Source organism: Desulfamplus magnetovallimortis, assembly GCF_900170035.1.
GTDB lineage: Bacteria > Desulfobacterota > Desulfobacteria > Desulfobacterales > Desulfobacteraceae > Desulfamplus > Desulfamplus magnetovallimortis.
This window is the reverse complement of the sequence record NZ_LT828549.1, coordinates 213,004-235,686: the sequence shown is the minus strand read 5'-3', so window position 1 is coordinate 235,686 and position 22,683 is coordinate 213,004. Positions and strand designations below refer to the sequence as shown.

At 36.1% G+C, this 22,683-nt stretch carries 20 protein-coding genes and 1 pseudogene; all 21 read right to left on the bottom strand.

Annotated features, from left to right (window positions below; translation table 11 throughout):
- Positions 1-23: 23 nt before the first annotated feature.
- The gene (gene xrtD, locus MTBBW1_RS16990) at positions 24-1,592 is read right to left on the bottom strand and encodes a VPLPA-CTERM-specific exosortase XrtD (RefSeq protein WP_087881789.1); all 1,569 of its coding nucleotides are present in this window, start codon (positions 1,590-1,592) and stop codon (positions 24-26) included.
- Between the two features lie 88 nt (positions 1,593-1,680).
- Positions 1,681-2,445 (bottom strand): WecB/TagA/CpsF family glycosyltransferase, encoded by a 765-nt coding sequence (locus MTBBW1_RS16985; protein ID WP_080805143.1) that lies wholly within the window; start codon positions 2,443-2,445, stop codon positions 1,681-1,683.
- A 13-nt stretch (positions 2,446-2,458) separates the two neighbouring features.
- The gene (locus tag MTBBW1_RS16980) at positions 2,459-2,602 is read right to left on the bottom strand and encodes a hypothetical protein (protein ID WP_080805141.1); all 144 of its coding nucleotides are present in this window, start codon (positions 2,600-2,602) and stop codon (positions 2,459-2,461) included.
- A gap of 165 nt (positions 2,603-2,767) precedes the next feature.
- On the bottom strand, positions 2,768-3,076 hold the full coding sequence (locus tag MTBBW1_RS16975; protein WP_080805139.1) for a type II toxin-antitoxin system RelE/ParE family toxin: 309 nt from the start codon (positions 3,074-3,076) through the stop codon (positions 2,768-2,770).
- Between the two features lie 16 nt (positions 3,077-3,092).
- The gene (locus MTBBW1_RS16970) at positions 3,093-3,278 is read right to left on the bottom strand and encodes an addiction module protein (RefSeq protein ID WP_222424087.1); all 186 of its coding nucleotides are present in this window, start codon (positions 3,276-3,278) and stop codon (positions 3,093-3,095) included.
- A gap of 24 nt (positions 3,279-3,302) precedes the next feature.
- Entirely contained in the window at positions 3,303-5,327 is a 2,025-nt protein-coding gene (locus tag MTBBW1_RS16965; RefSeq protein WP_245809441.1) for an alginate lyase family protein, read from the bottom strand.
- A 602-nt stretch (positions 5,328-5,929) separates the two neighbouring features.
- Complete coding sequence (locus tag MTBBW1_RS16955; RefSeq protein ID WP_080805135.1) at positions 5,930-6,244, bottom strand: hypothetical protein; 315 nt, start codon at positions 6,242-6,244, stop codon at positions 5,930-5,932.
- Between the two features lie 204 nt (positions 6,245-6,448).
- Positions 6,449-7,522, bottom strand: a complete 1,074-nt coding sequence (locus tag MTBBW1_RS16950; RefSeq protein ID WP_080805133.1) for an ATP-grasp domain-containing protein — start codon at positions 7,520-7,522, stop codon at positions 6,449-6,451.
- A gap of 87 nt (positions 7,523-7,609) precedes the next feature.
- Positions 7,610-8,740, bottom strand: a complete 1,131-nt coding sequence (locus MTBBW1_RS16945; protein ID WP_186441413.1) for a CapA family protein — start codon at positions 8,738-8,740, stop codon at positions 7,610-7,612.
- Positions 8,737-10,200 (bottom strand): lipopolysaccharide biosynthesis protein, encoded by a 1,464-nt coding sequence (locus MTBBW1_RS16940; protein ID WP_080805130.1) that lies wholly within the window; start codon positions 10,198-10,200, stop codon positions 8,737-8,739. Before MTBBW1_RS16940 ends, MTBBW1_RS16945 begins: the two co-directional genes overlap by 4 nt.
- Positions 10,200-11,069 (bottom strand): sulfotransferase, encoded by an 870-nt coding sequence (locus MTBBW1_RS16935; RefSeq protein WP_080805127.1) that lies wholly within the window; start codon positions 11,067-11,069, stop codon positions 10,200-10,202. The genes MTBBW1_RS16940 and MTBBW1_RS16935 overlap by 1 nt, the downstream gene beginning before the upstream one ends.
- Before the next feature lie 108 nt (positions 11,070-11,177).
- The gene (locus tag MTBBW1_RS16930; protein ID WP_080805124.1) at positions 11,178-12,263 is read right to left on the bottom strand and encodes a glycosyltransferase; all 1,086 of its coding nucleotides are present in this window, start codon (positions 12,261-12,263) and stop codon (positions 11,178-11,180) included.
- A gap of 78 nt (positions 12,264-12,341) precedes the next feature.
- Positions 12,342-13,457, bottom strand: coding sequence for a GNAT family N-acetyltransferase (locus MTBBW1_RS16925; protein WP_080805122.1), 1,116 nt, complete (start codon positions 13,455-13,457; stop codon positions 12,342-12,344).
- On the bottom strand, positions 13,454-14,158 hold the full coding sequence (locus MTBBW1_RS16920; RefSeq protein ID WP_139786794.1) for a hypothetical protein: 705 nt from the start codon (positions 14,156-14,158) through the stop codon (positions 13,454-13,456). The genes MTBBW1_RS16925 and MTBBW1_RS16920 overlap by 4 nt, the downstream gene beginning before the upstream one ends.
- A 94-nt stretch (positions 14,159-14,252) precedes the next feature.
- Positions 14,253-14,882, bottom strand: a pseudogene (locus MTBBW1_RS16915) (polysaccharide deacetylase family protein); the annotation flags it as partial.
- Positions 14,883-15,375: 493 nt separating this feature from the next.
- Entirely contained in the window at positions 15,376-16,548 is a 1,173-nt protein-coding gene (locus MTBBW1_RS16910; RefSeq protein ID WP_080805116.1) for a glycosyltransferase, read from the bottom strand.
- The gene (locus MTBBW1_RS16905) at positions 16,529-17,656 is read right to left on the bottom strand and encodes a glycosyltransferase family 4 protein (RefSeq protein WP_245809444.1); all 1,128 of its coding nucleotides are present in this window, start codon (positions 17,654-17,656) and stop codon (positions 16,529-16,531) included. The genes MTBBW1_RS16910 and MTBBW1_RS16905 overlap by 20 nt, the downstream gene beginning before the upstream one ends.
- A gap of 249 nt (positions 17,657-17,905) precedes the next feature.
- The gene (locus MTBBW1_RS16900; RefSeq protein ID WP_080805112.1) at positions 17,906-19,411 is read right to left on the bottom strand and encodes a right-handed parallel beta-helix repeat-containing protein; all 1,506 of its coding nucleotides are present in this window, start codon (positions 19,409-19,411) and stop codon (positions 17,906-17,908) included.
- A gap of 15 nt (positions 19,412-19,426) precedes the next feature.
- Complete coding sequence (locus tag MTBBW1_RS16895) at positions 19,427-20,659, bottom strand: O-antigen ligase family protein (protein ID WP_186441410.1); 1,233 nt, start codon at positions 20,657-20,659, stop codon at positions 19,427-19,429.
- Positions 20,660-20,816: 157 nt separating this feature from the next.
- Positions 20,817-21,905 carry a non-hydrolyzing UDP-N-acetylglucosamine 2-epimerase gene (wecB, locus tag MTBBW1_RS16890; protein WP_245809440.1) on the bottom strand — a complete coding sequence of 363 codons (1,089 nt, stop codon included), beginning with the start codon at positions 21,903-21,905 and terminating at the stop codon, positions 20,817-20,819.
- Positions 21,906-22,034: 129 nt separating this feature from the next.
- Positions 22,035-22,619 carry a YdcF family protein gene (locus MTBBW1_RS16885; RefSeq protein ID WP_080805106.1) on the bottom strand — a complete coding sequence of 195 codons (585 nt, stop codon included), beginning with the start codon at positions 22,617-22,619 and terminating at the stop codon, positions 22,035-22,037.
- Between the last annotated feature and the right edge of the window lie 64 nt (positions 22,620-22,683).

The following is a 22,683-nucleotide window of genomic DNA, read 5'->3' as shown; positions in this document are numbered from 1 at the left end:
CGTATGGGTTAGGGGGTGAGGTTTCACTCCGGCAAAAACGTCCTAAGCACCGGAAGCATCTCCTGAACAAAGGTCTGAAGTCTCATTTCTGCATCTTCGGCGCTCTCATGCTCCCCCACCGGCGCAATCACCCGCACAAGTGCCCCGTCTGTTCGCTGGCGGGTCAACGCATCCCAGAAATTGAACCACTTCATCTGAAAGGCATTTGTCAGTATACGCCCCCGCATGGGAAACCAGTAGTAGGATACCTGACGATAGGGGCCTTTGCTGATCACTGCCCGATTCACAGGAAGGGTTGCACCGCCATCAAGGGAGATTTCACTGCTGCCGCTCTGAGCAAAGCTCCAGCCGCTTCCCCGCAGACAGGTTGCCGGAGAGTGGATAGACTCACCTTTTCTCTGGCTTTCGTAGTAGGCAACGTAAAAGTTTATGAGATGGCCTTCCCCATCATGATAATCCACCATGATATAGTCAGTTAGATCCAGGGCATCTATTATAATGGTCTCCATGGTCTGAGGTGTACCCTGCCACTTTCCGATCTCCATGGGAAAACTGTCAAATGATCTGCTCATGGGGATGGCCTCCCGAAACTCCACTCCCTTAGAGAGGATCAAGGTAAGTGATAGCAGAATAACCGAGACAATGAATTGCGGCTGTTTAAGAAAATTAGTTGATTTTAATGGTTTATCATAATCAGATAGCGGATCTGGATTGTGCCGGATATCAGAATCAGATGCTGCCTCTGGAAATAATTTTGCCAGAATCAGCATCTCCAAAGCGAGAAGTGCAAAGGCCACCATGAAGATGAGCCACCCTTCAAAATCATGGAAAAAGCCCTCCACCGCTTTGGTGCCGAATTTCTGTGAGAGGATGCCGGTCAAGGCGATGCGCAGGCTGTTGGTAAAAATGGTGATGGGAATGGTGGAGAGGACGATGAGCACCTTTTTCCACCAGCGGGAGCGGAAAAAGTAGGCCATGAGAATGCCAAGGACAATGAGGGGGAAGAGGTATCGAAGGCCTGAGCAGGCATCCACCACCTGAAGCTGGGTAAATCCGAGATCGATGATGTTGCCGTCCTGAAAGGCGGTCATGCCGAAAAGACGCATGATCTTGACGCCAATGGTGGTGGAGATGAGTTTGAGGTAAAGGGTGATGCGGTTGTTGAAGAAATTGGGGAGGGGGAACATGGCCAACGCCAACACCAGGGGAAAAAGCATTGCCTTGAGTCGTTCTTCTCCCATATTGAGCCACACAAGAGCAACGACAATGCACCAGAGAGAGACGTATTGGGTAAAAAACTCTCCGCCAAGTTCACCTAACCAGAAAAGACATATCCCGGGCAGAAATAAAATCAAACCTTTCCATGACGGAGGGGACGGAAGGGAAAAAAGTGTCTCCCTTTTTTCCCAGATGAGATAGGCAACGATCAATGGGATCAAATAGCCGTATGAGTAGTCCGGACGAGCCCAATCTTTATGAATCAGCCATTGGAGAGTAGAAAAATAGAGTAGGCCAAGAAGAGAAGCATATATCAGACATTTAACAGAAGCGAAGATTGTTGATTTTTTTTGGCTCATAAATAATTTGCCCATACCTGAATCCCCAGCCCCCTCTCGATAAATGGAGAGGGGGAGTCTGGATAAGTTATTTCGTGTTCATTACTTAAAAGAGGGGCTTGAGTCATAGCATTTCAGCCTTACGATTATTGCGTTTTTTCATCATACCAGATCGAAACACCTGAAAAGCAAATTTTGGAAGGGATAATTGACGTTTCAACCGAGAAGGTTCACTCATCAAACGATAGAGCCACTCCAGTCCGGTTTTGCAATAGAACTCGGGTGCCCTTTTGACGGTACCCGCCAATACATCCAGTGTTCCCCCGATACCCTGGCAGACACGAACTGTTTTCAGTTGATCCCGATAAGTGGCAATCCATAATTCCTGTTTGGGGGATCCCAATGCCAGGAAGAGAATTTCAGCACCGGATTGGTTAATGCGGTCTATCAAGTCCGGCATCTCATCTTCCGGTAGATACCCATTTTGTCTCCCCACGATCTCAATGGTGGGGTGGCGTTTTTTCAGTGTTTCCACTGCTGCCTCATTCACCTCTTCTTTGGCGCCGTAGATGAATATCTTGTATCCTTTATCAGCGGCCATGGCACAGGTATTCTGCATCAGTTCACACCCTGGAACCCGTTCCAAATTTGACCCGTACAACCACCTGGCAGCCAATACCATACCGATACCATCAGGTATGAGCATATCCGCCTGTTTAAACATGCTGAATAGAAACTGATTTTCAGGGACAGAAAAATTTTTCTCCGGATTTGAAGCAAATACGGTATGCACCCCTTTACCAATCCTGATAAACTCGTTGACCCTTTCAAGAGCTTGTTTCATGTTGAGTTCGTCAACCCATATATTCAAAATTTTAAATCTTTTCATCTCAGCCTCAATATTACCATATGGGGGATTCCCCACGGTTGATCATATCTACCTTGACAGGTAGCGGATCAACTCCCACTACTGTGTGGCCATTTTTTGCAAGACATGCCGCAGATACGACACCGACATAACCCATTCCAAATATGCTTATATTCATGTTATTATCGCTATAATTTGTAAAAAATTAAATGGCATATTTCATTTTCCGCTTTACACTTTCTGGGACACATGCCCGTTTGTGAGAATTATCCATAAAAAAAGTGTACACGACTTTTGAGATGATATGAAGGATGCCAAAATTAACTCACGTCATTTTATTTGATCAACTTCTTTCTTCCAGCTTTTTTATAATCCAAACCGGGTTTCTTCTCATTGGTAAAACAGCTACAACATAGACAATGTCATTCTTAATTTCGTAGTAAATGACATAAGGGAAACGTTTCGCCAGCATTTGATGTAACGCATTACTTTTTTTATGAATACCGGCGTGAATCATTAGAGATTCCATATCTGCGAGCACACTGTCCCAAAAATAATCCCCAACACCCAATTCCTGCTGATCATAAAAAATTTTCCCATCTTCCAAATCGTTAACAGCATCCTTCAGAATATATACATCTTTGAATGTCATGCTCTTCTTCTTTCCCTCAACTCGCGTATCGAGATAAAATCCGCTTTACCTGCTTCGATTTTTTTTTTCTCTCTTCAAGGATAGTTCCATGCCATTCAGGGGAGTCTATTCCGGTTTTATCATACAATAAAGAATCCCAAATAACCTCCATCATTTGAAGGCGTTCAACTGTACTCATCTTTCTTATTTCAACAGCATTCATTATTTTTACCTTTTTTAAAAGTTATTAAAATGATTCATACTTAGATGTGAGCCTAATATAAACAATTGGCAGATTGTTTGTAAACCTCACAGTCACGCACTCCATCAGTTGATTGAATGCTGGCGAGAACCACCCTGCAAGGGGTTCCTTCGAGCCTTTGAATATCTCAACATCTTCCTTATCCCCTTCCCACCCCATTTTAATGACAACACCCCCCCGCTGAATCACAATGCTCCCATCCTGCGGAACCACATCACACTCCGGGTGAAAATGGAAAAATCGTTCCACCAGGACCTTTTCCGATGAATGGATGGAATCCTCAATGGTAAAGGTTTGCTTATCAGGAACCCATGTCACCTGCCGGCGGACACTGGCATGGGGTTTTCTTTTGGCATAGGCATCATGGGCGGCAGACCAGATGACACGATCCTCTTGGGTTTCAAGGGTGTGTTCCGTGATGCGGTAGGGTTTGCCGTACATGAAATACCCGGTCTGGGGGCTTAAATCCATCTGGTTGATGCGGATGGTATTATGGGCTGCTGTGGAACGGAAGTAGCTTCGCCAGGGTTCTGAATTATGATAGAGATATGTTCCAGGATCCACAAATATCTCAAGACCGTCCACAGAAAGGGTAAACGATAGAGCATCCAGATGGCCATGACCACAGAGGGGGGGCATTCCAAGAGGCATGGCATTGCCTGTAAAAACGATCTCTTTGCCGTTTACCTCATCCCTGATCACGGAAAGAGCGCTTAGATGGTGATGAATCGCCTTAACCTCACCCCCCAGCCCCCTCTCCATGAATGGAGAGGGGGAGTTCAGGGAAGTTGTTTTGGATTTGGTTGTCAATTGTTCATCATAAGATTTGCCGGTCAAAAGGCACGTTTTCAGGTCCGGCTTTCCGGTGTGCCACTCCGGTCTGTCAAAAAGGATGGCACCGGTATTCAATATGGATGTGAAATTCTCCATGTTGGACATGCCAAAATCAACCAGCACCGCACTGTCCTGATCCCCTATGTTTGGTAAATTGCCGGAGCTATCCAGCAGGGTATGGATAAATTCACAGGATTTTGCAAGGCGTTGGTCAAGGGCTGGATCATATTGGACTTCACAGGTATCGCAAGCTCGTTTAAAGAGCAGAAAAAAATCGAACACAAACGAAAGATAGGTGGTGGAGAACTCAAAACTGCCCCCATCGGGTAGAATCTGGCGGGTCACTTCTGCTTCAAGAATATTTTTTCCCTCTTTGAACCAGATGTCCGCACCTTGAAGATGGGGAAAATAGAGTCCTGCCAGAAAAAGGCCGAAGCCTTCGGCCAGAAGATGATTGTTGGCCGATGAGTAAAGGGAAGGATAGCGGTGCAACCGGATGGCGTGCCACCAGACAAAGGTGTTGATCGCCTTTAGATCATCATTGGAAAAGGGATACTCTTTTAAAAACGAGAGTGCCCAGACAAGGTTTGCCAGCCGCACACCCGCCTCGATGCCGCTGGTCCAGTTAACCCTTGTGGGATAAGGGTTACCCTTTAGCCAGGATTTAAGGAGCCAAAAGATTTTATCGGCATATTTTTTCTCTCCGGTAACATGATATGCAATGCTTAAAGAAAATAAAAAATAGAGACGGTTGTACTCCCAGACAAACTTGACTCCTCCCAGGGTTTTGTTGCGGTAGTCTATGTTTCCCCAGAATGTAAGCGGCCAACTTTTTCCTGTTACAGGATCCGTTGACCAATTCACCATTGATGAAGGGAAGGCAATAGGGTTTCCAAATGCGTTGAAACGGTTATCAAGGACTTCATTAGCAATGGTCAAATGATGATTCAAACCCTTAACAGATGGATTTATATCTGAGAGGGGATCATCAGTGAGGTTGGACAACTTGAAAACAGATTGGGCAGGATGATTGAAAAGGTTAATATGCGAAGGTATATTGAAACTCCTTTTACTGTCAATCCTTTTTTTAAAATTTTCCTTTATACGCCAAGGAATCTCGGGCAGAGGCATTTTGGAGAGGCGTTTGAAGTACCATGTGATTTTTTGTATATTCATTGTTTCATAAACCAGATTGAAAAAATTAGCAAACAATAATTTAAGTCATACAAGTTTAATTGAGTTATTCATGATTCTAAAGCCTTACGGTAAATATCTTCAAGCCTTTTTTGCAACCTTTGATACCAAGAATCTCTCTTTCGCATATTTATGATTATAATTCCCCATCTGCATCCGTAATTAGCAATTTTTCCTGGTTATAACGGATTTACGGGTTGATAGCTTTTGTATCGTTATGAATGGCCTCTTATGTTAGCTTGCCACTTTAAAAAATAGCACATTATGGAACAATATAATCGCTTTAATGATTCAAATGCATTATTACTTAGAGATTTCCTATTTAATAAATTCAGTAGTTTACAACTCCCCCCCTAAATCCGTTATAACCAGAAAAAATACAGGTACTCTCAGACCAAGTTCCATTGGAGATAGATAGTGTGGGCCATAAAGAAAAGGATTTTGCTTTATCCAGTTTAAAACGGCATGCTTGGCAATAAGATCGTCCGATTTTTGAGAAATATGTTTTGGTAATTTTTGAAACAAGAGCAAAGTTATTTTTTGGAGCCTTGCAGCTTCCCAGACCATTCGGATATCAACATGAGCTAACGAAATGCGGGAAAAATAATATCTCGCGCCTGTTTTTCAAAATGAACAAACTCATTATCTACATTGAGTTCTACGCCACCACTCTTTAACATTGGAGCATTATATGTCATTATTTGCAATTTATGAAAAGAAGGTAATCGAGTTGTATTTTTTTCTAATATATAATCAGCATCTGTTTCAGGAAACTCTGAACCGCGATTTAAATTTCTTTTTAGTTTCAAGCAAAGATACTTTCTGTTCAGGCGATATAGAATTTCAAATAGTGTGGCGGTTTTAATTCGGCATACAAAAGTGTTTACATCAAAAATCATAAAAATATCTTTTTTTTTAAAAACAGCGCTATTTTAACAAGCTATACTCATGTAAAAGTATCAAATATTAAAGTTGTGATTTTCGCAGCAGTTTTTGAGTAATCGAAATGCATCAACAATGATGCTGTTCATCTTTTTAAAAATTGTCTATTTATGGGTAAAGAAAATCCGTGTGATCACCAAATACAAACCTCTTAATTATGATTATCTCATAACAGAATCTGGTGGCTGCTTTATACATAAATCTGGGAATAGCATATCAGTAACTGAAAATTGAGGCCAATAGTGTCCCTCATGCCAGTTCAGGTTATCATCAAAATATCCAGGACATTTCCGAACGGCATAATCAACAAAAGTATAACTAATTTCAACAATATGGGGGTTTTTATTTTCATCAAAAACAAAATCATATGCCATAGACTGAAAATTCATTTTTTGAGATATTTCAAAAGCGATTTTTATACATGATTTATGGTTTTTTTCTATATCATAGTCTATAAGTCCGCTTCCGGATGCCCTGAAATCGTTTGGTCTTGTGTACCGTAAAAATGTAAAGGCTCTTTTACCGATTACGGTAACTCTTTGGTCATATTGATTATCGCAAAAAAATTTTTGAAAAAGTACATAATCACGATGAATTTGCCAATATGGATGTCTTCCTTTCGGCCCAAGCCTCCCTCTTTTTTCTGCAATGAACCGCCTTAATCCGAATAACTTAAAAAAATCACGTAAATAATTCAAATTATTACTATGGGGTATTTTACCAAAGGATACTCCTTTGAGCGAAAACATTTTTTTAGTTACGTTTATGGCCTCATATTTATTTTTTATCAACACAACATTGGTTGAACCTGCCCCCCCTTTTAACTTAAAGACAACTGGAAAATTCGCATCTTCTATCCAATTCAATGCATCTTCTAAATTCCAAAATACCCATGATTTTGCCATTGGGAAACCGGCAGACATCGACAAATAATATTGCCTTATTTTGTCATCATAATGCCAGCATGTCGTAGTGTCAGGAAAACACTTAATTCCAAATTCATTTTGAACCAAAGGGATAACGGCCTTTGCATTTTGAAGTTCTGAATCCCGTTGACCAAAATTGTATAAAAAGAGATCATAATCAGCTATTTCTTCCCAAAATATTTCAGAACTGCTATTTACCCTTCTGAAAGGAATTTTATTATACTCAAATATTTTTTCAAAACGTATCAATGTTTCAGAAAAACTTTTATTTAATCCTTCGTGAATCGCAATATTTGGTAAAGGGGACATTTAAACTCCTCAAAAATTTAAGTCAAAATTAAACTCCAAAAAAAGCTGATTAATAATTATGTTTCAAAATATTAATCTTTTCTTTTACTACTTATTATATAGCAATCTTCTAATGGTATAAATTAAAGCATCCGAATGTGCTTCACAACGCAGTATGTTTAGAAAAGTTGCTAAATAATTGTTGTTTAAATAAAGTTGATTAAATATAAATTTATAAAACACATATTTAAGATAGCGATTAGTTAATACACTCATTGGTGACAATTTTTTATGATAATTTTTTTCTCTTGATGTGATGAATGTATGCCATTCCTTTGCAAGTAACTCTTTGTCTTGAATAATACGATTAAAGTTTTTAATATCATTGAATATATTTTTTTCGTCTTCTTTAAGGGAAAGGTTATAATTAATAGGGGTTTGTGATGTTGCTTTGAGTGTAAACTGTATTGGCTTGTTTGGTTTAAGATTTAATTTAGCAACAAGTCCACTATACCATAATGGGTTTTTATTTTCTCTTGTGAAGATAAAATTTCCTAAGCTATAAATTATTGGAACTTCATTATAAATCTCATATCCTCCAATACAATGCGTGTGATGTCCCACAATTGCATCAGCACCATTATCTGCATAAAAACGATATTGTTTTACCATACGAGGACTGGGCAAATGATAATATTCATGTCCGCCATGAATAATACTAATTACTTTGTCGTGAGTTGCTTTGGCGGCTTTTATCTGGTTTGTATTGTCGATAATATCCATAGGATTTGCTCCGGGCTTATCATCCTCGGCAATTGACCATTCGTTTTCGCAGAAGTTAAGAATGGCAACTTTCATCCCGTCTTGTTCTATTGTAAGCGGTTTATTTGCCTCAGCTAAATTATTACCGCCCCCCACATAATGAATGTTGTTTCGTTTTAATGCAGCGAAAGTATCGGCTAAACCTTTTGCACCATAATCCAAAATATGGTTGTTGGCCAATGTAACTCCATAAACTTTTAGTTGTTTTAGGAAAGGCATTACCGCATCTTCAGACATTCTCAGGTGAGGCCCGCTTTTCAATATTTTATTTTTTGGATTTTCAGATGTCAGCGGGGCTTCCAGATTAACTATTCGACAATCAGCAGCCTGAAAAAAATCTATAACCGATTTATCGATTAAAGGTTTATTTTTAAATTCATCGGAAATAAAAAAATCTCCGGTTATGATGATATTCATATGGTTTCTTTTTTTAATAATTGAAGAATTGTGTAATGAAGATATGTTCCCAGCAGAGTTGGTTTTTTCCATACAATTAAAAGCATTATTGTAGATAAAATAGATGTAATAAGAATAAATACTACTATTGGTTGGTGTATAAAATTTTTTAATATTATTGAATTCAGAGCTGTAAAAGGTACAAGCATTACAGAAAGATTGAATCCAGTCTTTACAGGTAAAAAAAATATTTCTTTTATACTTTTTTTAAAAATGTTTTTCACCAAAAACAACATGATTATATAATTAAAAACAAAACTAAAGGTAACAGCAATTGCAGCACCGATAACACCAAAAAAGTAAGCTCCCAAAGAGGTGGTGGAAATAAGAACAGCGACATAAATAAATTTACGTGCTACATTTTTGTAAATCAAACCCTTGGCCCTGATAACAGAATCGGCCATACGACCTGATGAGCTAAAGGGAATCACTACAAACATTATTTGCAAGGGTAATACTGCTTCGTGCCAGTTCGAACCCAATAGAAGCAATACAACTTCTTCTGAAAAAATAATAAGATAGACAGCAACAGGCATGAGTAAAGAATTCACTACACCCAGAGCATGCTGATATATTTTGAACAGGCGTTCGTGTTCATCCTGTATTTCAGACATGGCCGGAAACATTATGGTATCGAGAATTTTTCCGATGTATATACTGGGAATAATTTTTATTTTTGAAACTCGTTCAAAAACACCAAGCAGGTCTGCATCAAGTATTTTCCCTAATATCAGGTTAAGGCCACGATCGTTGAAATAATTGGCAATTTTTAGAAGAATCATCCCAAAACCGAACGAGAATAATTCTTTCCACTCTTTTATGTGGACTCTTAGTGAAAGTCTTACCGGTGCCAAATATAAAAACCCAACAGTGTTAATTAACGACGTGGATAAAGTAGCAACAACCAGCGACCACACACCAAAGCCCTTTAATCCCAGTATTATACCAGCAATATATCCGACAATGGTTGAGGTTAGGTTTACCAAAGCAATCTTGTGGAACTGGAAATATTTTTGCAATAATCCCATCGAAATACCACTAATGGAGTGCAATACAACGTTAATGCCAATCACTTTTATTAGCAAATTTAGTGATGGTTGATTAAAAAAATTTGCGATGTATTTCGATGAAAAAAAGAAAATAACAAAAAGCAATCCACCAATGAGTATTCCGCCCTGTAATCCAGCGTTCATGTGTTTTTGTGTAATGTTTTTTCTTTGAATAAGAGCGGCACTCATGCCGCCTTCGCTAAATATTGTTCCCATGCCAATGAAACCACCAGCTATAGCCATTAGTCCAAAGTCGGATTTACTTAGCAATCGAGCCATGACTCCGATATAGGCAAACTGAAAAACCACTTGAATTACAGTTTGGGTTGTTTGCCAGAATCCGGCTTTTTTGAGTTTATTTAAGATACTCATTAAATTAGATCAATTATTTTCCCAAAAATGTGAAAAACAGGCTTACCTTTTGAGATTTTAACCCATTTGCTATCACACACAATTTTATTTTTCTCAAAACGACTTGGTGTGCCTCCTATTGTATGGCTATTATCAATATCCATGTATTCTGGAACTTTAAAATGGCTAAGATTAAATTTTTTGATTATTTTGTTAATGGTTGCATTGGGATGATGAGCCAACTGTTCATATTGGATTTTTATGACATCTTCTTTAGGTATTTCTTTAAGTTTTCTTTTTAATCTTATATCATGCTTTTTTGACCTTATGAGTATCCTATAAATATGATTTTTTTCATCTGTATTAAATTTCTTTGCCCACTTTTCCTTTGATAGTGCTACAGCCCTAATATCTCTCTTTAAGTAAATAATTTTCACTTTATAATTAGATTCTCTACAAAGCATAATGCCATGGTCAGTATGCTTTGATGAATCAATTAGCACATCAACATTCATCTCTTCGAATATTGCTGTATATATTTCATTAATGAGTTTAATGACTTTTATGTTGTATTGTTCATCTTTCCCAGCAATATTATTGTCTTTAATTACAGGCATAAGTGATGTGTTTTCTATTTGAATATTTTTATTTTGAAGGTTTGCTAAAATCTTCTTCCAGAATTCACAGTTTTTTATACTTTTCCCGCAAGAACAATTCCAGTTCCAGGTTTTACCCCATTTCCCTTTATATAAATGAGAGTCCAAATGATGTAGTTCGCCAACAGAAATAGAATTTGGTGATTTTGAAAGGATATTTTCTAAAAGAGTTGAACCTGATCGGACATCAGACATAATGTATATGACTGTCTTGTTTTTAGTATTTGAATCCATTGTACGCTTCGTTTTTTTATTTAAACCATTTTATACTTCAAGAGCGACACAAAAAAACATTTAAGCTGTTTTAATATACCCTAAATGCGAATTTTTCGACAACACAACTCACAACCCTGCAATTTGACAAATTTTCTTTGATAAATTAAAAGCGGAAAAATGTTCGTTTGCATAGACCATATTATATTTACTGATGTCTGTAGCTTGTTTCTGGTCATTCATGAGGGTCTCTATTGTTTTTAGGATTAAGTCTTCATCCTCAAGAGAGAACATATATCCCATTTTGCCAGGCTCGAAAAAATCTATTAAACCACCGACTGGCGTAGTTATGACAGGTAACCCGGCTGTCATTGCCTCAAGTACAGAAACCGGCATCCCTTCTGAGTAAGAAGTAAATAAATAACAATCCGCCTCTTTAAACACATTAATTTTTTCAAATCCTGATACATAACCCAATAAAAGCAAATCCGGAATATTTTTTTCTGTTACATATTGCTTTACAGAAGAAAATTCACTTCCTGAACCAGCGATAATCATCTGCACATTTTCAAAGCGCTTTCTGATTGCTTGAAATATGTTAATTGCCTCATACACGCCTTTCTCTTTTTCTATTCTATTTAAATACAGTATTGTGTATTTAAATTTATTTCCATACTCAAACGTCCTTTTCAACTGGGAGAAATGACTTGCAAATTGATAATCAACACAAGTATTCCCAACTATCAGATTTCCTTGATACCCAATATTATCAAGGACTTTTTTATATTGATCTGCCAAAACAATTATGGTGTCAGCTTGAAAATAAATTAATGAAAACAAACATTTAAATCGAAACACAATAAGTTGTTCGGTATTCTTTTTCCATCCATGAAAAAAAATGATCACTTTCAAATTAAATAATTTTGCAAGTAAAAGAAAAATGCCGTCTCTGATTAAAGATTTATTGGCTAATGAAGGATTAAGGATAATTGTTGAATGTTCTCGCTTATTAAGTTTTTTTAAAAACGAAATATAATCCCCTGCAATCCGAAATAATACTCTAATAATCCCCTTTGAAGCTTCCTGCCGTGAACCGGCATGAAAAAATTCCACAAAATTTGTGTCAAAAAAAGGCTTGAGGATGTTGTATAGTGAAGACACTCCACCTATAGTCGAAAATTCAGGTGTAATAATTAAAAGTTTATTCCTGCGCATTTTAACTTGACTTCCATATTCGCCTATTTTCGTTGGCCCAATAAACTGGATAAGTACGATCTAATATAAGCAACATCATTATAGCCCTGCCAATCTTCTAAAATAAGGTATTTGAATGATCTTGTTAAAATATTTTTTTATCTGATCTCGCCACTCCAGATAATATTGTTCTAATATTTTTCCCTTTAAATTAGGTTTTGAAAGCAGGAATAAATAATTTTGAGAGATATGGTCATGGCCTTTCATCATCCATCTTTTTTTATAATCATACCCACCTCTCATAAAATGAAATTGTCTGTAATCATTTTCTATCATATCCATGATTGTAAGAGCCACACTAGTTAATCCAGGCGAATAATTAGAATAGTTGGGGTTAAAGCTGGTATTCCAATCATAAAAAACCTTATTTACAGCAAATCCGAGTCTATAAGCCACAATCTCTGCATTATTTTTAATTAAATAACATACTGCCAAATCTTGATTGAACAATTGATAAAAGACTTCAACTAAAAATTTTGATACATTTGGATTTTTGAATTTGCTATCCATCTTTACTTGCTTCCACCTATCAATATGAGTATGAACAAGTTTGGCAAGGTTCAACTTTACGAATTTATCTCTATTTATTTTTTGAAAAGAAAATTGTTGTTTTTTATATATCTTCAGTTTATTTCGAATATGATAACGATGCTTACTATTATTAATATTTCTTACATAAGCATCCCACGATGTATTTGCAATATCAATGATAGGACATTCAATCAAAAATTTATTTTTTACAGAATTTTGCATCAGAAAAATATAATCGGAACATTCATTGTTTACCTGCTCAAACAATACAATATCCCACTTACTGAAGGATTTAAAATACTTCAGCAATCTATTAAAGACAATTTCATAGTTTTTCTTAATAATCAACAACTCATGAAAATCTGTTAACCCGGTTCCAATAAATTTCAACTGTTTATTTAAAAAATTCTTTTTAATAAACATCGGAGCAATACCAACAATTTCACGATCATCCATAACTGCAATGATGTGTAACTCATCTTTTGATTCAGAGAGATATTTCCACCAAGTTGAGCACCATTCGTATGTGCTCTGGGGTAAGTAGTCATTTTTTTGGACAATTGATTTCCAACTACTAACTAATTTTTTGTCATTAATATTGCTATAAGTTTGGATATCCATCATTTAAACTTTTTTGCTTTAATCTTTTCAAATTTAAAAATCCTAAAATAATGTAAGTACTTTTCAATTTCATAGCCGGCCTTGAAGTGTGCTTTCTGGGTCGGCAGATTTTCCTTCAACATTATTGCTACAGATTTCTTTTTCCCATATTTTTTCAATTCATTTATTCGGAATTTACTCATATAGGAATGAATCCCCAAACCTCGATATTCATGGTGACAATATGAATCTATGATAAGCCCTTCATTCTTTGCAAGCAGACCATTTGCTATGTTTTTTGACATTTCAAATTCTTGAAGAGAAATCCAGGTTGTGTATGCCAGAACACCATCTATATAAACACCGTAAGAGTGATATGTTTTTTTTTGTAATCTTTTCTGAAACAACTCTAATTTGTTCTCAGAAAACTTGATATTCGATGCAGTTTTAAAATCATCATAGGACAACTCTTTGACAACAAAAGGCCTTTTGATTTGATTGGAATCCAGATCAAAATTATCATCAATCACTTTGCTGCAATAAAGATAAACCTCGTATTCTATTCCAATCTTACGGAATATAAGTTTAAATAACCTTATCAATCCGTTTTTGGTGCCATATTGTTTAAATTCATTTATACCTTTTAGCATTACAAAGACCTTTAAAGCATGTTGATTTAGTTTTTTAGGGTAGATTCTATTTTCGGCTATTTTTTGCAGGGGCAAGACCTATATGGCTGTCCTTTACGAGTACAAATCACACAGGATCGCCCCCTACAGCGGACGACGTTAAACCCACCCCAAATTTATGCGAATTGCTTCAAGCATTAGCTTTCCGCCCTGCCAAGAAGCTGGCAACAATTATTTTCATAGCTACGACTGGCACAGGATCGCTTGGGTTGATTCCGATCCTTTTCAACCTGAAATTATTTTGCAAATTTAGATTAACACCATTTACTGTGGTAAAAGCAAATCGTACTCCACTCTTTTGCAATTCGGATATTACATTTTCGCTAATTGACATTTCGGAGCCATCCGGATAGCAAAAAAAAGTATTTTTAATTCCAAGCTCCAAAAAAATTTTTTTTTGTGATTCATTTATTTCTTTACAAATATCTTCTTTTCTCAAACTTGACAATATAGGGTGTGTGGAAGTATGACTCGCAATTATAATGCCGTTTTTAGAGGCAATCATTAAATCTCCCCAATCCATCATCAATAAATCGGATAAACAATTTCTCTTTTCATCCATTGTTTTTGTACGGGACTTAAAATTCTTTTTAAAAGCAATAACAGCCTTTCTATATTTTTTCTTCAAAACTATATTATTAAGCCAGCTTGAGCTTTTTTTATTTTCATATTCAAGTCGGATTTTGTCGAACCATAGATAATCCTTTTGACCGACATAGTCTGTAACCACAAAAAATATTGATGGGATTTGTTTTTTTTTAAAACTGGAAAAGCAATTTGAAAATTATCTTTATACCCATCATCAAATGTCAGTAAAAAAAAAGAATCATTAAAATCATGTATTGTTAAATAATTTGAAGGTACTCTCCTCAAATACTTTACAAAAAAATCTATTTGCTTTTTAAAATTATCTCTATAGCCAGTTTCAAAAACACTACCAAATTTCCAATAGCTGTTAGAAAACGTGCTGAAATTATGATAATTAAAAACATACAGACCATTTACCAATTTGTGTTTTAATAGAATTTTCAAAACACCAGAAAAATATAGTAAATAGCATAATAAATATTTTATTATATTTTGAAATACATTATCATTCATTTATCTATCTTTTCACAATCAGCAATTTGCACGTAAGTTTACAGTCTCAAGCTCGTTGTAACGCATTGAAAAAAACAAGAGATAAGTGAAGAGGATAATCTTCCTCCCTGTGTACATAAACCAATCTCAAAATATATTCATGAAGAGCGTGATTAATTCATCAATGATGCAAATAATGCTTCATAATTTTTTATCATGTTTTTTATGGTAAACATATTGCGGCTGCGTGTATAAGCCCTTTTTCCATATGCATTTCTGAGAGAATCGTTATCAATTAAAATTTGAAGTTTTTCTGCAAAACTCTTCGTATCATCAACATTTACCACGAAGCCAGTTACTCCATTTATTACTATCTCTCTACTCCCAGTACAATCTGTAGATACCACAGGAATAGCATGCATTTGAGCTTCAGCAATGCTATTGTTAAAACCTTCTCCGTTTGACGTAAGAACCACAATGTCTGTTTCCTGCAAATACTTACTTATATCCTTCTTCCAGCCTTCAAAAATCACAGTATGTGATAATTTATATTTATTAACGTATTCTTTAAGCTCATGTTCCAGCACCCCTGTACCAAAAATATGAACTCGAAATTCGTTATTTGTTGATATTGATAGTATCGCATCAAATAACATTTGATGATTTTTTACTTTGTATAGACGTGCGATATAAGATATTTTTATGACATCATCATTTTTCTTCTGGATTAAATCATAAAAAACTGGAATGCCATTATAGATATTTATAATTTCTTTATGTTTAAAACCATTCAGCTTCATTTTTGTTTTTAAATCATTCGAATTAACGATATATAGCGAAATTAAATGTTTTGTGAACCAATGAAAATAATTTGAAATGCTTTTTTTATGTTCAAACAGCATTTCATTACTTCTTACGCTATGTATTCTATGTTTTGTCCTGTTTAAAACCAGGGGAAAAATTGATAAAGCTGCCGCATATGGAGATATTGACAAAGCAATGTCTGGTTTCAATTTTTGAAATAATTTATAAAGTAATTTTTGAATTTTAAATTTTGAATTTTCATACTTTGAAATAAAATAAATATCTTCTTTGTATTTCAAGTTCCTATAGAGATAATAGTTTTGGAATTCAACTTTAGCAATTTGAGGGTCAATTTCAATTTGCTCATCAGTATATTTTTTAAAAAAAGCAATGGTTTCATTTTCTGATCTTCCTATTGATATAATAATAGGACGGAAACGCTCTCTATTAATATTATTAATCAAATGACCAAATTGACGCTGTGCTCCACCACCACCAAGAGCTCCAAATATAAAGGCGACTTTAATTCTTTTCTTTTTCATAATTGCAATCAATGTAAGTTAATGCTTTTTCAAACTGGGTCTGGCTGTCATAATTTTTTTCAAAATATTGTTGAATTTTATTTTGAATTGCACGATAAAAACTACTATCCAATAATAATTTATTTACGGCCAATAATAATTCTTCTTCGGTATTAACCACCAATCCTAATTTATTTTTTTTAATTACGTCACTTGGATCTACCGTAGCTACAACAGGTACATCATTGCTCCATGCTTGTAAAAAAGTGTTTGGGAAACCTTCAAATTCAGAGGTGCATACAAACAGGCGGCATTGCCTAAATAAAAGATTAGTCTGTTCAAAAGAAAGCCCACCGGTAAACTGTATATTATTTACCTTTTCTGCTTCTTGTTGTGCTGTATGATAAAGTTTTTGGTCAATTGGAGCACCAACCATAATAAATTTTTTTTCAGGTATCTGTTTTGCCAGATTAATGAACCATTGTGGGCGTTTAAGCTTTCTAAAATTTGTTACCCATAATAGATCCGAAGAAGGTAGGGAAGACTGATTAGAGAATCTGTTTTTTTTATCTACCCCCCAGATATTGGGAATGATGATACCATTCTTATTATAATTTTCTTGCAAAGTTTTCTGTTGGAGTTGATTTTGTACTATGAAATAGTTAATCTTTTTTAATCCACTTTGATATAACTTTGTGTTGTGTTTTAAACCGGAAATATTTTCTTTTCCCTTTATGAAGTTAATATCACTTGCACCCAAAAAAACCAATTTTGTTTTAGTGATTTTAGCATAGATAGACAAGTAACCAATTTTTCTGCTTGCACCTCTCGTGAAAATAACGTCAGGTTTAAACTTCAGGATAAAATATAAAGATAAAAACAAATCAAAAATTATGCTCGCATATTTTCTGTCAGGTGATTTTATAAATTTAATATCTTCATTAACGGTTTTGTTTGTTTTTGAAAAACTGAAAACTTCCCAGCCATTGGCAACAAAAATTTTTGCCCAAAAGTACATTTGAACAGTTATACCTCCTCCGAAAAAGCTCTCACCAAGGATAAATTTATCAATATCCTTTGTCCATATGATTACCTTTTTCCGAGTTTTTTTTATACTTTCTGATGCCACAATCAACTGTTTTCAAGCCTCCAATTTCACATCAAATCCATTGACCTCATAGTGATTCCGTAACCGACAATCACATTGAATCAGCTTTCCCCCTAAAAAAGCCAACCAACCTAATCACCATCAGGGATTTATCACGAATAGCCCCATTAATTACAGGCTGATGAGGTTGGTTACGATCATATGCCTGATATCCAGAATCCTACACTTGAAGCAAATCGGACAAATCAGTTTCGACTGGATAAAGGCATTTCATTTTTCGTATACCGCTCCCCATTTTAAACTTTTCTCGTATAACGAATAATCGCCATCTCCTGGATCATTCATTAAAGGGTCATCAAATTTGTCACCAGAATGCTTTTCATTCCACTCTTTTTGCATGTTTGCAGTATATATCTTTTTTGAATAGTGATTTCGATTAATTTTGTTAGGATTATACCAGTAATTATTACTGATGACCGGCTCATCGCCACATGAATTATGATATAGGCCTAGAGCATCTTCTGAAGCATTGTTTTGATAAACAATATTATTATAAATAACTGTTCCTTTACTACACTCTAATGATATTAAATGTTTACAATTTCCTTCTCCATTATATATGGTATTGTTATATATTTGTGTACCCGTGTGGCTATTGTTTTCGTATATACTGCCCGCATCAATATCTCTTAAAACAAGTCTTGATTGGGGATTTTCAATGATATTATGGTGAAATAAAGTGTTTTTTACTAAATTTTGAATATACAATGCAGATTTAACATTAGAAAAACTATTATCATGAACAATGGTATCCTCGGCTTTACCTAACTTAATTGCAATACAATCGCCATCTTTAAAGCGATTAGATCTTATCGTATTGTTTTTTGAATACAGGTCACCGCCCTCATGAACAACAATATATGTCGGCAATCCTCCGGAACCACTCCCTCCTTCTCCAAGAAAATCGGCTGTTCTATAGAATTCATTATCATGAATTTCAACATTTTCAGAGCCTTTTACATCAATTGAGTCTTCACCTGCATTATATAATACATTTTTATAGATGGTACCTTTCTCTTTTGTCAAATAAACTTGTATGCAATCTGCATTGATATTATATATTTTATTATTATGGATACTATACTCTCCGCTTTCCATCTTATATAGGGCAATTCCCATGAAATCGTTAGTATCAGTTTTGGGCAAATCATAAGGGCCCCAATTTAATAGCTCACAATTTTTTATTTCTATTATTCCGGAACAAGCGTTGATTGTTATAGCAGTTTTGCCTTCTGATTTACCTTTCCCTTTTATGGTATGACCGTTACCGTATACGCCATCTATGATAAGACTTTCCACATTCTTAAAATAAAGATTGGAACCTTTATCCATTTTCCATTCTTGTCCACTGATATCGATATTTCTAACAGTAACATTTTTTGAATCACTGATTAAAATTGGCTGGATTTTATTTCCATCAAATAACGGTTTCTCCCCCTCACCGTAATCTGCAATCGTAAAATTTTCCAAGTTTTTAATAAGCAAAAGTTTATCGAAAAAGGTATCACCTCTATTAAACAGAACAACATCCCCTGCAGAAAATTCAAAACTATTTACCTTATCTATTGTTCTCCATGCATTTTTATCATCTAAGCCCGATGATTTGTCATTACCAGAGTTTTTCACATAATAGGTTTCAGCATAACCTGTTCCAGAAAACAGGCATAAGCTGATCATAATGATTCCAAAACCAATACCCAAATTAATCTTTTTCATTTTACAATCCTCCTCTTATAAGGTTGTACGTTCATGTCGCGATTTCGTATATGCAGATATCGTAAAACTGATTATGCTATATAGCAATATCATAATAACAGGATTATAAAATAATCCACCGGCAAAGTATCCATTGATCATAAAGCAAGGCACAGTGCTAATGCAGATAATCGCCATATCATTCAAAAGCACATTGTTGAATGATATTCTACTACGTAGTACCTTCAACGAAACAAAAACAGGATATAAAAATATCGCCATAAAAGGAACAAACCCAATTACACCATAATTTGCCAATGCTGTAACAAAAATATTATGCGCGCTATATTTATCAACTTTTGAAAAAGGGAAATATTGTTTCCAGTTATTATGATAACCTCTATAGCCTTTTCCAATAATCGGGGAGGAGATGAACATTTTTACCCCAGCTAATGCCATGTTCGATCTACCTGAAAGTTGATGTTCAATTTCATCCTTTTCAAATCGGCTTGCACTGTTGTTATGGGTACTATAACCATATAGTAATATGATAGCACCTAAAGAAAATACAAAACAAATTAGTATTTTACCAAACTGCTTTGTCAAAAAAAAATAGATCGATGTAGCAAGAAACATTGTGACCAACCCTTTTCTGGATACAGTACAAATTACGCCACCATACACAGAAAACAATATCAACCAGCCAACAATTTTTTTTTGAAAAATATTTTGTTTTATACCATATAGTATGCAGGGAATAGCCATAACCAAAAAAATGGCCAATCCATTTGAATTACCAAGTTTGCCGAAGCCGGCAGAACGAAAAACCTCATCCTCTGCAACATTAGATTTGGATGCAAATAACAGCATATATAAGCTAATCAATGACAAAAAAAATACTGCGATGCATAAGTTTTTTACAAAACTGTCAACATTTTCCTTTTCTTTGAACAAGTCGAGTGCAATTAGCGAAACAATAAAAGGGACATACACAGAATCAAAAATAGCAGCTATCGTAGATGCGTTAAAAGATTCCTTAGACCATGCAACTGATAACAGAACAATAATTGAAAACCATAACAGATTAACAGACCACTTATTGTTCAAAGGAATATTTTTTTTAGTTGCTGCAATATTTAGCAGGAAAACCATTACCAGGACGTATGAAGTAAATCGAACTGGGCCTATATCAGGGATACCGGCACCAAAATTGGTTTTCGGTAAAAAAATTTCTACAATCGGTATATAACATACTAACAATATGTACAAATACAACATCATGAGGTATTTTATAACTCCAAAAGGATCTATAATAAGGCATTTTCAACCCATTGGTTTAATTGCCGGGCCAATAAATCAATAGACTTTCTCTCATGTCTGCCTCCCATCAAAACAAATTCTGCCCACCTGTGTGTCGAAAAATCCCTTAAATCTTAACCCTTTCTCCTTTCAATATCTCAACAATCCTCTCTGAAGCCCTGCCATCCCAAAATTTCGGCCGCTGCCCCTGCTTCCATTCCCTTGCAATTATCCTGCCAAAGGCATTTAGAATCGCCTCTCGGGATGTTCCCACCAGCTCATTGGTTCCTTCCGTTATGGTAATGGGCCGCTCTGTATTTTCCCGAATGGTAAGGCAGGGAATCCCCAGAGCAGTAGTCTCTTCCTGAAGCCCTCCGGAATCGGTCAATGCAACCTCGGCATCTTTCCAGAGATTTAGAAACGCCATATAGGAAAGCGGCTCAACCAGATGAACATTGTCTGCCGGCTCAATCCCAAATACCTCCATATTTTTACGGGTTCTCGGATGAATGGGGAAGATCAATGGAAGCGATTCTGAAACCTTTGCAAGGGTGCCCATAATACCCTCAAAAACATCTCTATTGTCAACATTGGAGGGACGATGGAGAGTCACCACGCCATAATCTGAATGCGCTTGTTTAAAATCATTGTACGGAAGGGTTTCTGGATCCATCTCTTCCAGCTTTTTCAATTGATAAAAAAGGTTGTCAATCATCACATGCCCCACAAAGTGGAGGGCAGATTCCGGTTTCCCTTCTTTGATCAAATTGACCATTCCCTGTTCTTCGGTGACAAAAAAAAGATCAGATATGGCATCTGTGACCATGCGGTTGATCTCTTCGGGCATGGAGAGGTCAAAGCTTCTCAGTCCTGCTTCCACATGTGCCACCTTAATCTGCATCTTTTTGGCAACAACTGAACAGGCCAGGGTTGAGTTAACATCCCCCACCACAATGACCATGTCGGGGCGCTCATTGGTGCAAATATCCTCAAAACCTGTCATGATACGCGCGGTCTGCTGAGCATGGGTTCCACCTCCGGCTCCGAGATGGTAATCTGGCTGCCGTATGCCCAGCTCCTGGAAAAAGATGTCGCTCATGTTCTGATCGTAGTGCTGTCCAGTGTGAACGATCTTATAGGTTAAGGGGTTATGGGAATCAAGCGCCCTTGCTATGGGAGCGATCTTCATGAAATTGGGTCTTGCGCCTGCTATCAAGAAAATTTTCATGGCAAAATAATAATATAGTCAAAGGTTAAAAGAATCTTTTATTCAATATGTCCGAAATAGTGTACCCTCTCCATTGATGGATAGATGGCAGAGGGAAGACAAAATCAATTAATGATATTATATCATCGAATTAACTGTTTCATAGAAATGATATATCACAAAAAAAACCATTTTGATATACTCACCAATAATTCTTTTTATCCTGGTAATCCAATGGGGCTTTAACTCCACATATCGACTTCCTCTGAAGGTCAACTGATACGGCATATCGCTAAAAACCAGATTGCTGATCATGCGAATACGCCGCATATGGTAGGGAGAACTCACCATTATTGCGGTTTCATAACCTTCTTTTTCCATCATCTTTATGGTGCGTAAAATTTCGATATGAGTATCCTCATAATAGTCAGGATAAGTTGTACCATTCCTTTTGATTTCGTATGCAGGGACAAATAGATTGTCAGCATAACCATCCTTGATCAGTTGAGCAGCTTCTCTGCTGCGTTCACTTATTTCAGGGCCAAGAAACAGCACCACAACATCAGCCTTTTTAGGTGGATCACAGTAATCAAGATATTCAGCCGCATAAATCATAACAACCGGAAATAGAATCAGGAAAATGGTTATCTGCCATAACCTCACTCCCCTGCCATTCGATACCTTTGAGTTGATCTCTTTACAGCTATCTGTCATATCCTCCATGTGCTGCTCTTTGAATTGATTATCTTCTCAAAGCCGACACCTATGATCTTGTAAGCCGTGTCAA

Coding starts and splice junctions, on each gene's coding strand:
- MTBBW1_RS16975 (WP_080805139.1), bottom strand. CDS start 3,076: ATGACATTCAAAGATGTATATATTCTGAAGGATGCTGTTAACGATTTG.
- MTBBW1_RS16940 (WP_080805130.1), bottom strand. CDS start 10,200: ATGAGTATCTTAAATAAACTCAAAAAAGCCGGATTCTGGCAAACAACC.
- MTBBW1_RS16965 (WP_245809441.1), bottom strand. CDS start 5,327: ATGAATATACAAAAAATCACATGGTACTTCAAACGCCTCTCCAAAATG.
- MTBBW1_RS16970 (WP_222424087.1), bottom strand. CDS start 3,278: ATGAATGCTGTTGAAATAAGAAAGATGAGTACAGTTGAACGCCTTCAA.
- MTBBW1_RS16980 (WP_080805141.1), bottom strand. CDS start 2,602: ATGAATATAAGCATATTTGGAATGGGTTATGTCGGTGTCGTATCTGCG.
- MTBBW1_RS16985 (WP_080805143.1), bottom strand. CDS start 2,445: ATGAAAAGATTTAAAATTTTGAATATATGGGTTGACGAACTCAACATG.
- MTBBW1_RS16950 (WP_080805133.1), bottom strand. CDS start 7,522: ATGTCCCCTTTACCAAATATTGCGATTCACGAAGGATTAAATAAAAGT.
- MTBBW1_RS16955 (WP_080805135.1), bottom strand. CDS start 6,244: ATGATTTTTGATGTAAACACTTTTGTATGCCGAATTAAAACCGCCACA.
- MTBBW1_RS16910 (WP_080805116.1), bottom strand. CDS start 16,548: ATGAAAAAGAAAAGAATTAAAGTCGCCTTTATATTTGGAGCTCTTGGT.
- MTBBW1_RS16885 (WP_080805106.1), bottom strand. CDS start 22,619: ATGGAGGATATGACAGATAGCTGTAAAGAGATCAACTCAAAGGTATCG.
- MTBBW1_RS16945 (WP_186441413.1), bottom strand. CDS start 8,740: ATGAATATCATCATAACCGGAGATTTTTTTATTTCCGATGAATTTAAA.
- MTBBW1_RS16925 (WP_080805122.1), bottom strand. CDS start 13,457: ATGATGGATATCCAAACTTATAGCAATATTAATGACAAAAAATTAGTT.
- xrtD (WP_087881789.1), bottom strand. CDS start 1,592: ATGGGCAAATTATTTATGAGCCAAAAAAAATCAACAATCTTCGCTTCT.
- MTBBW1_RS16900 (WP_080805112.1), bottom strand. CDS start 19,411: ATGAAAAAGATTAATTTGGGTATTGGTTTTGGAATCATTATGATCAGC.
- MTBBW1_RS16930 (WP_080805124.1), bottom strand. CDS start 12,263: ATGCGCAGGAATAAACTTTTAATTATTACACCTGAATTTTCGACTATA.
- MTBBW1_RS16935 (WP_080805127.1), bottom strand. CDS start 11,069: ATGGATTCAAATACTAAAAACAAGACAGTCATATACATTATGTCTGAT.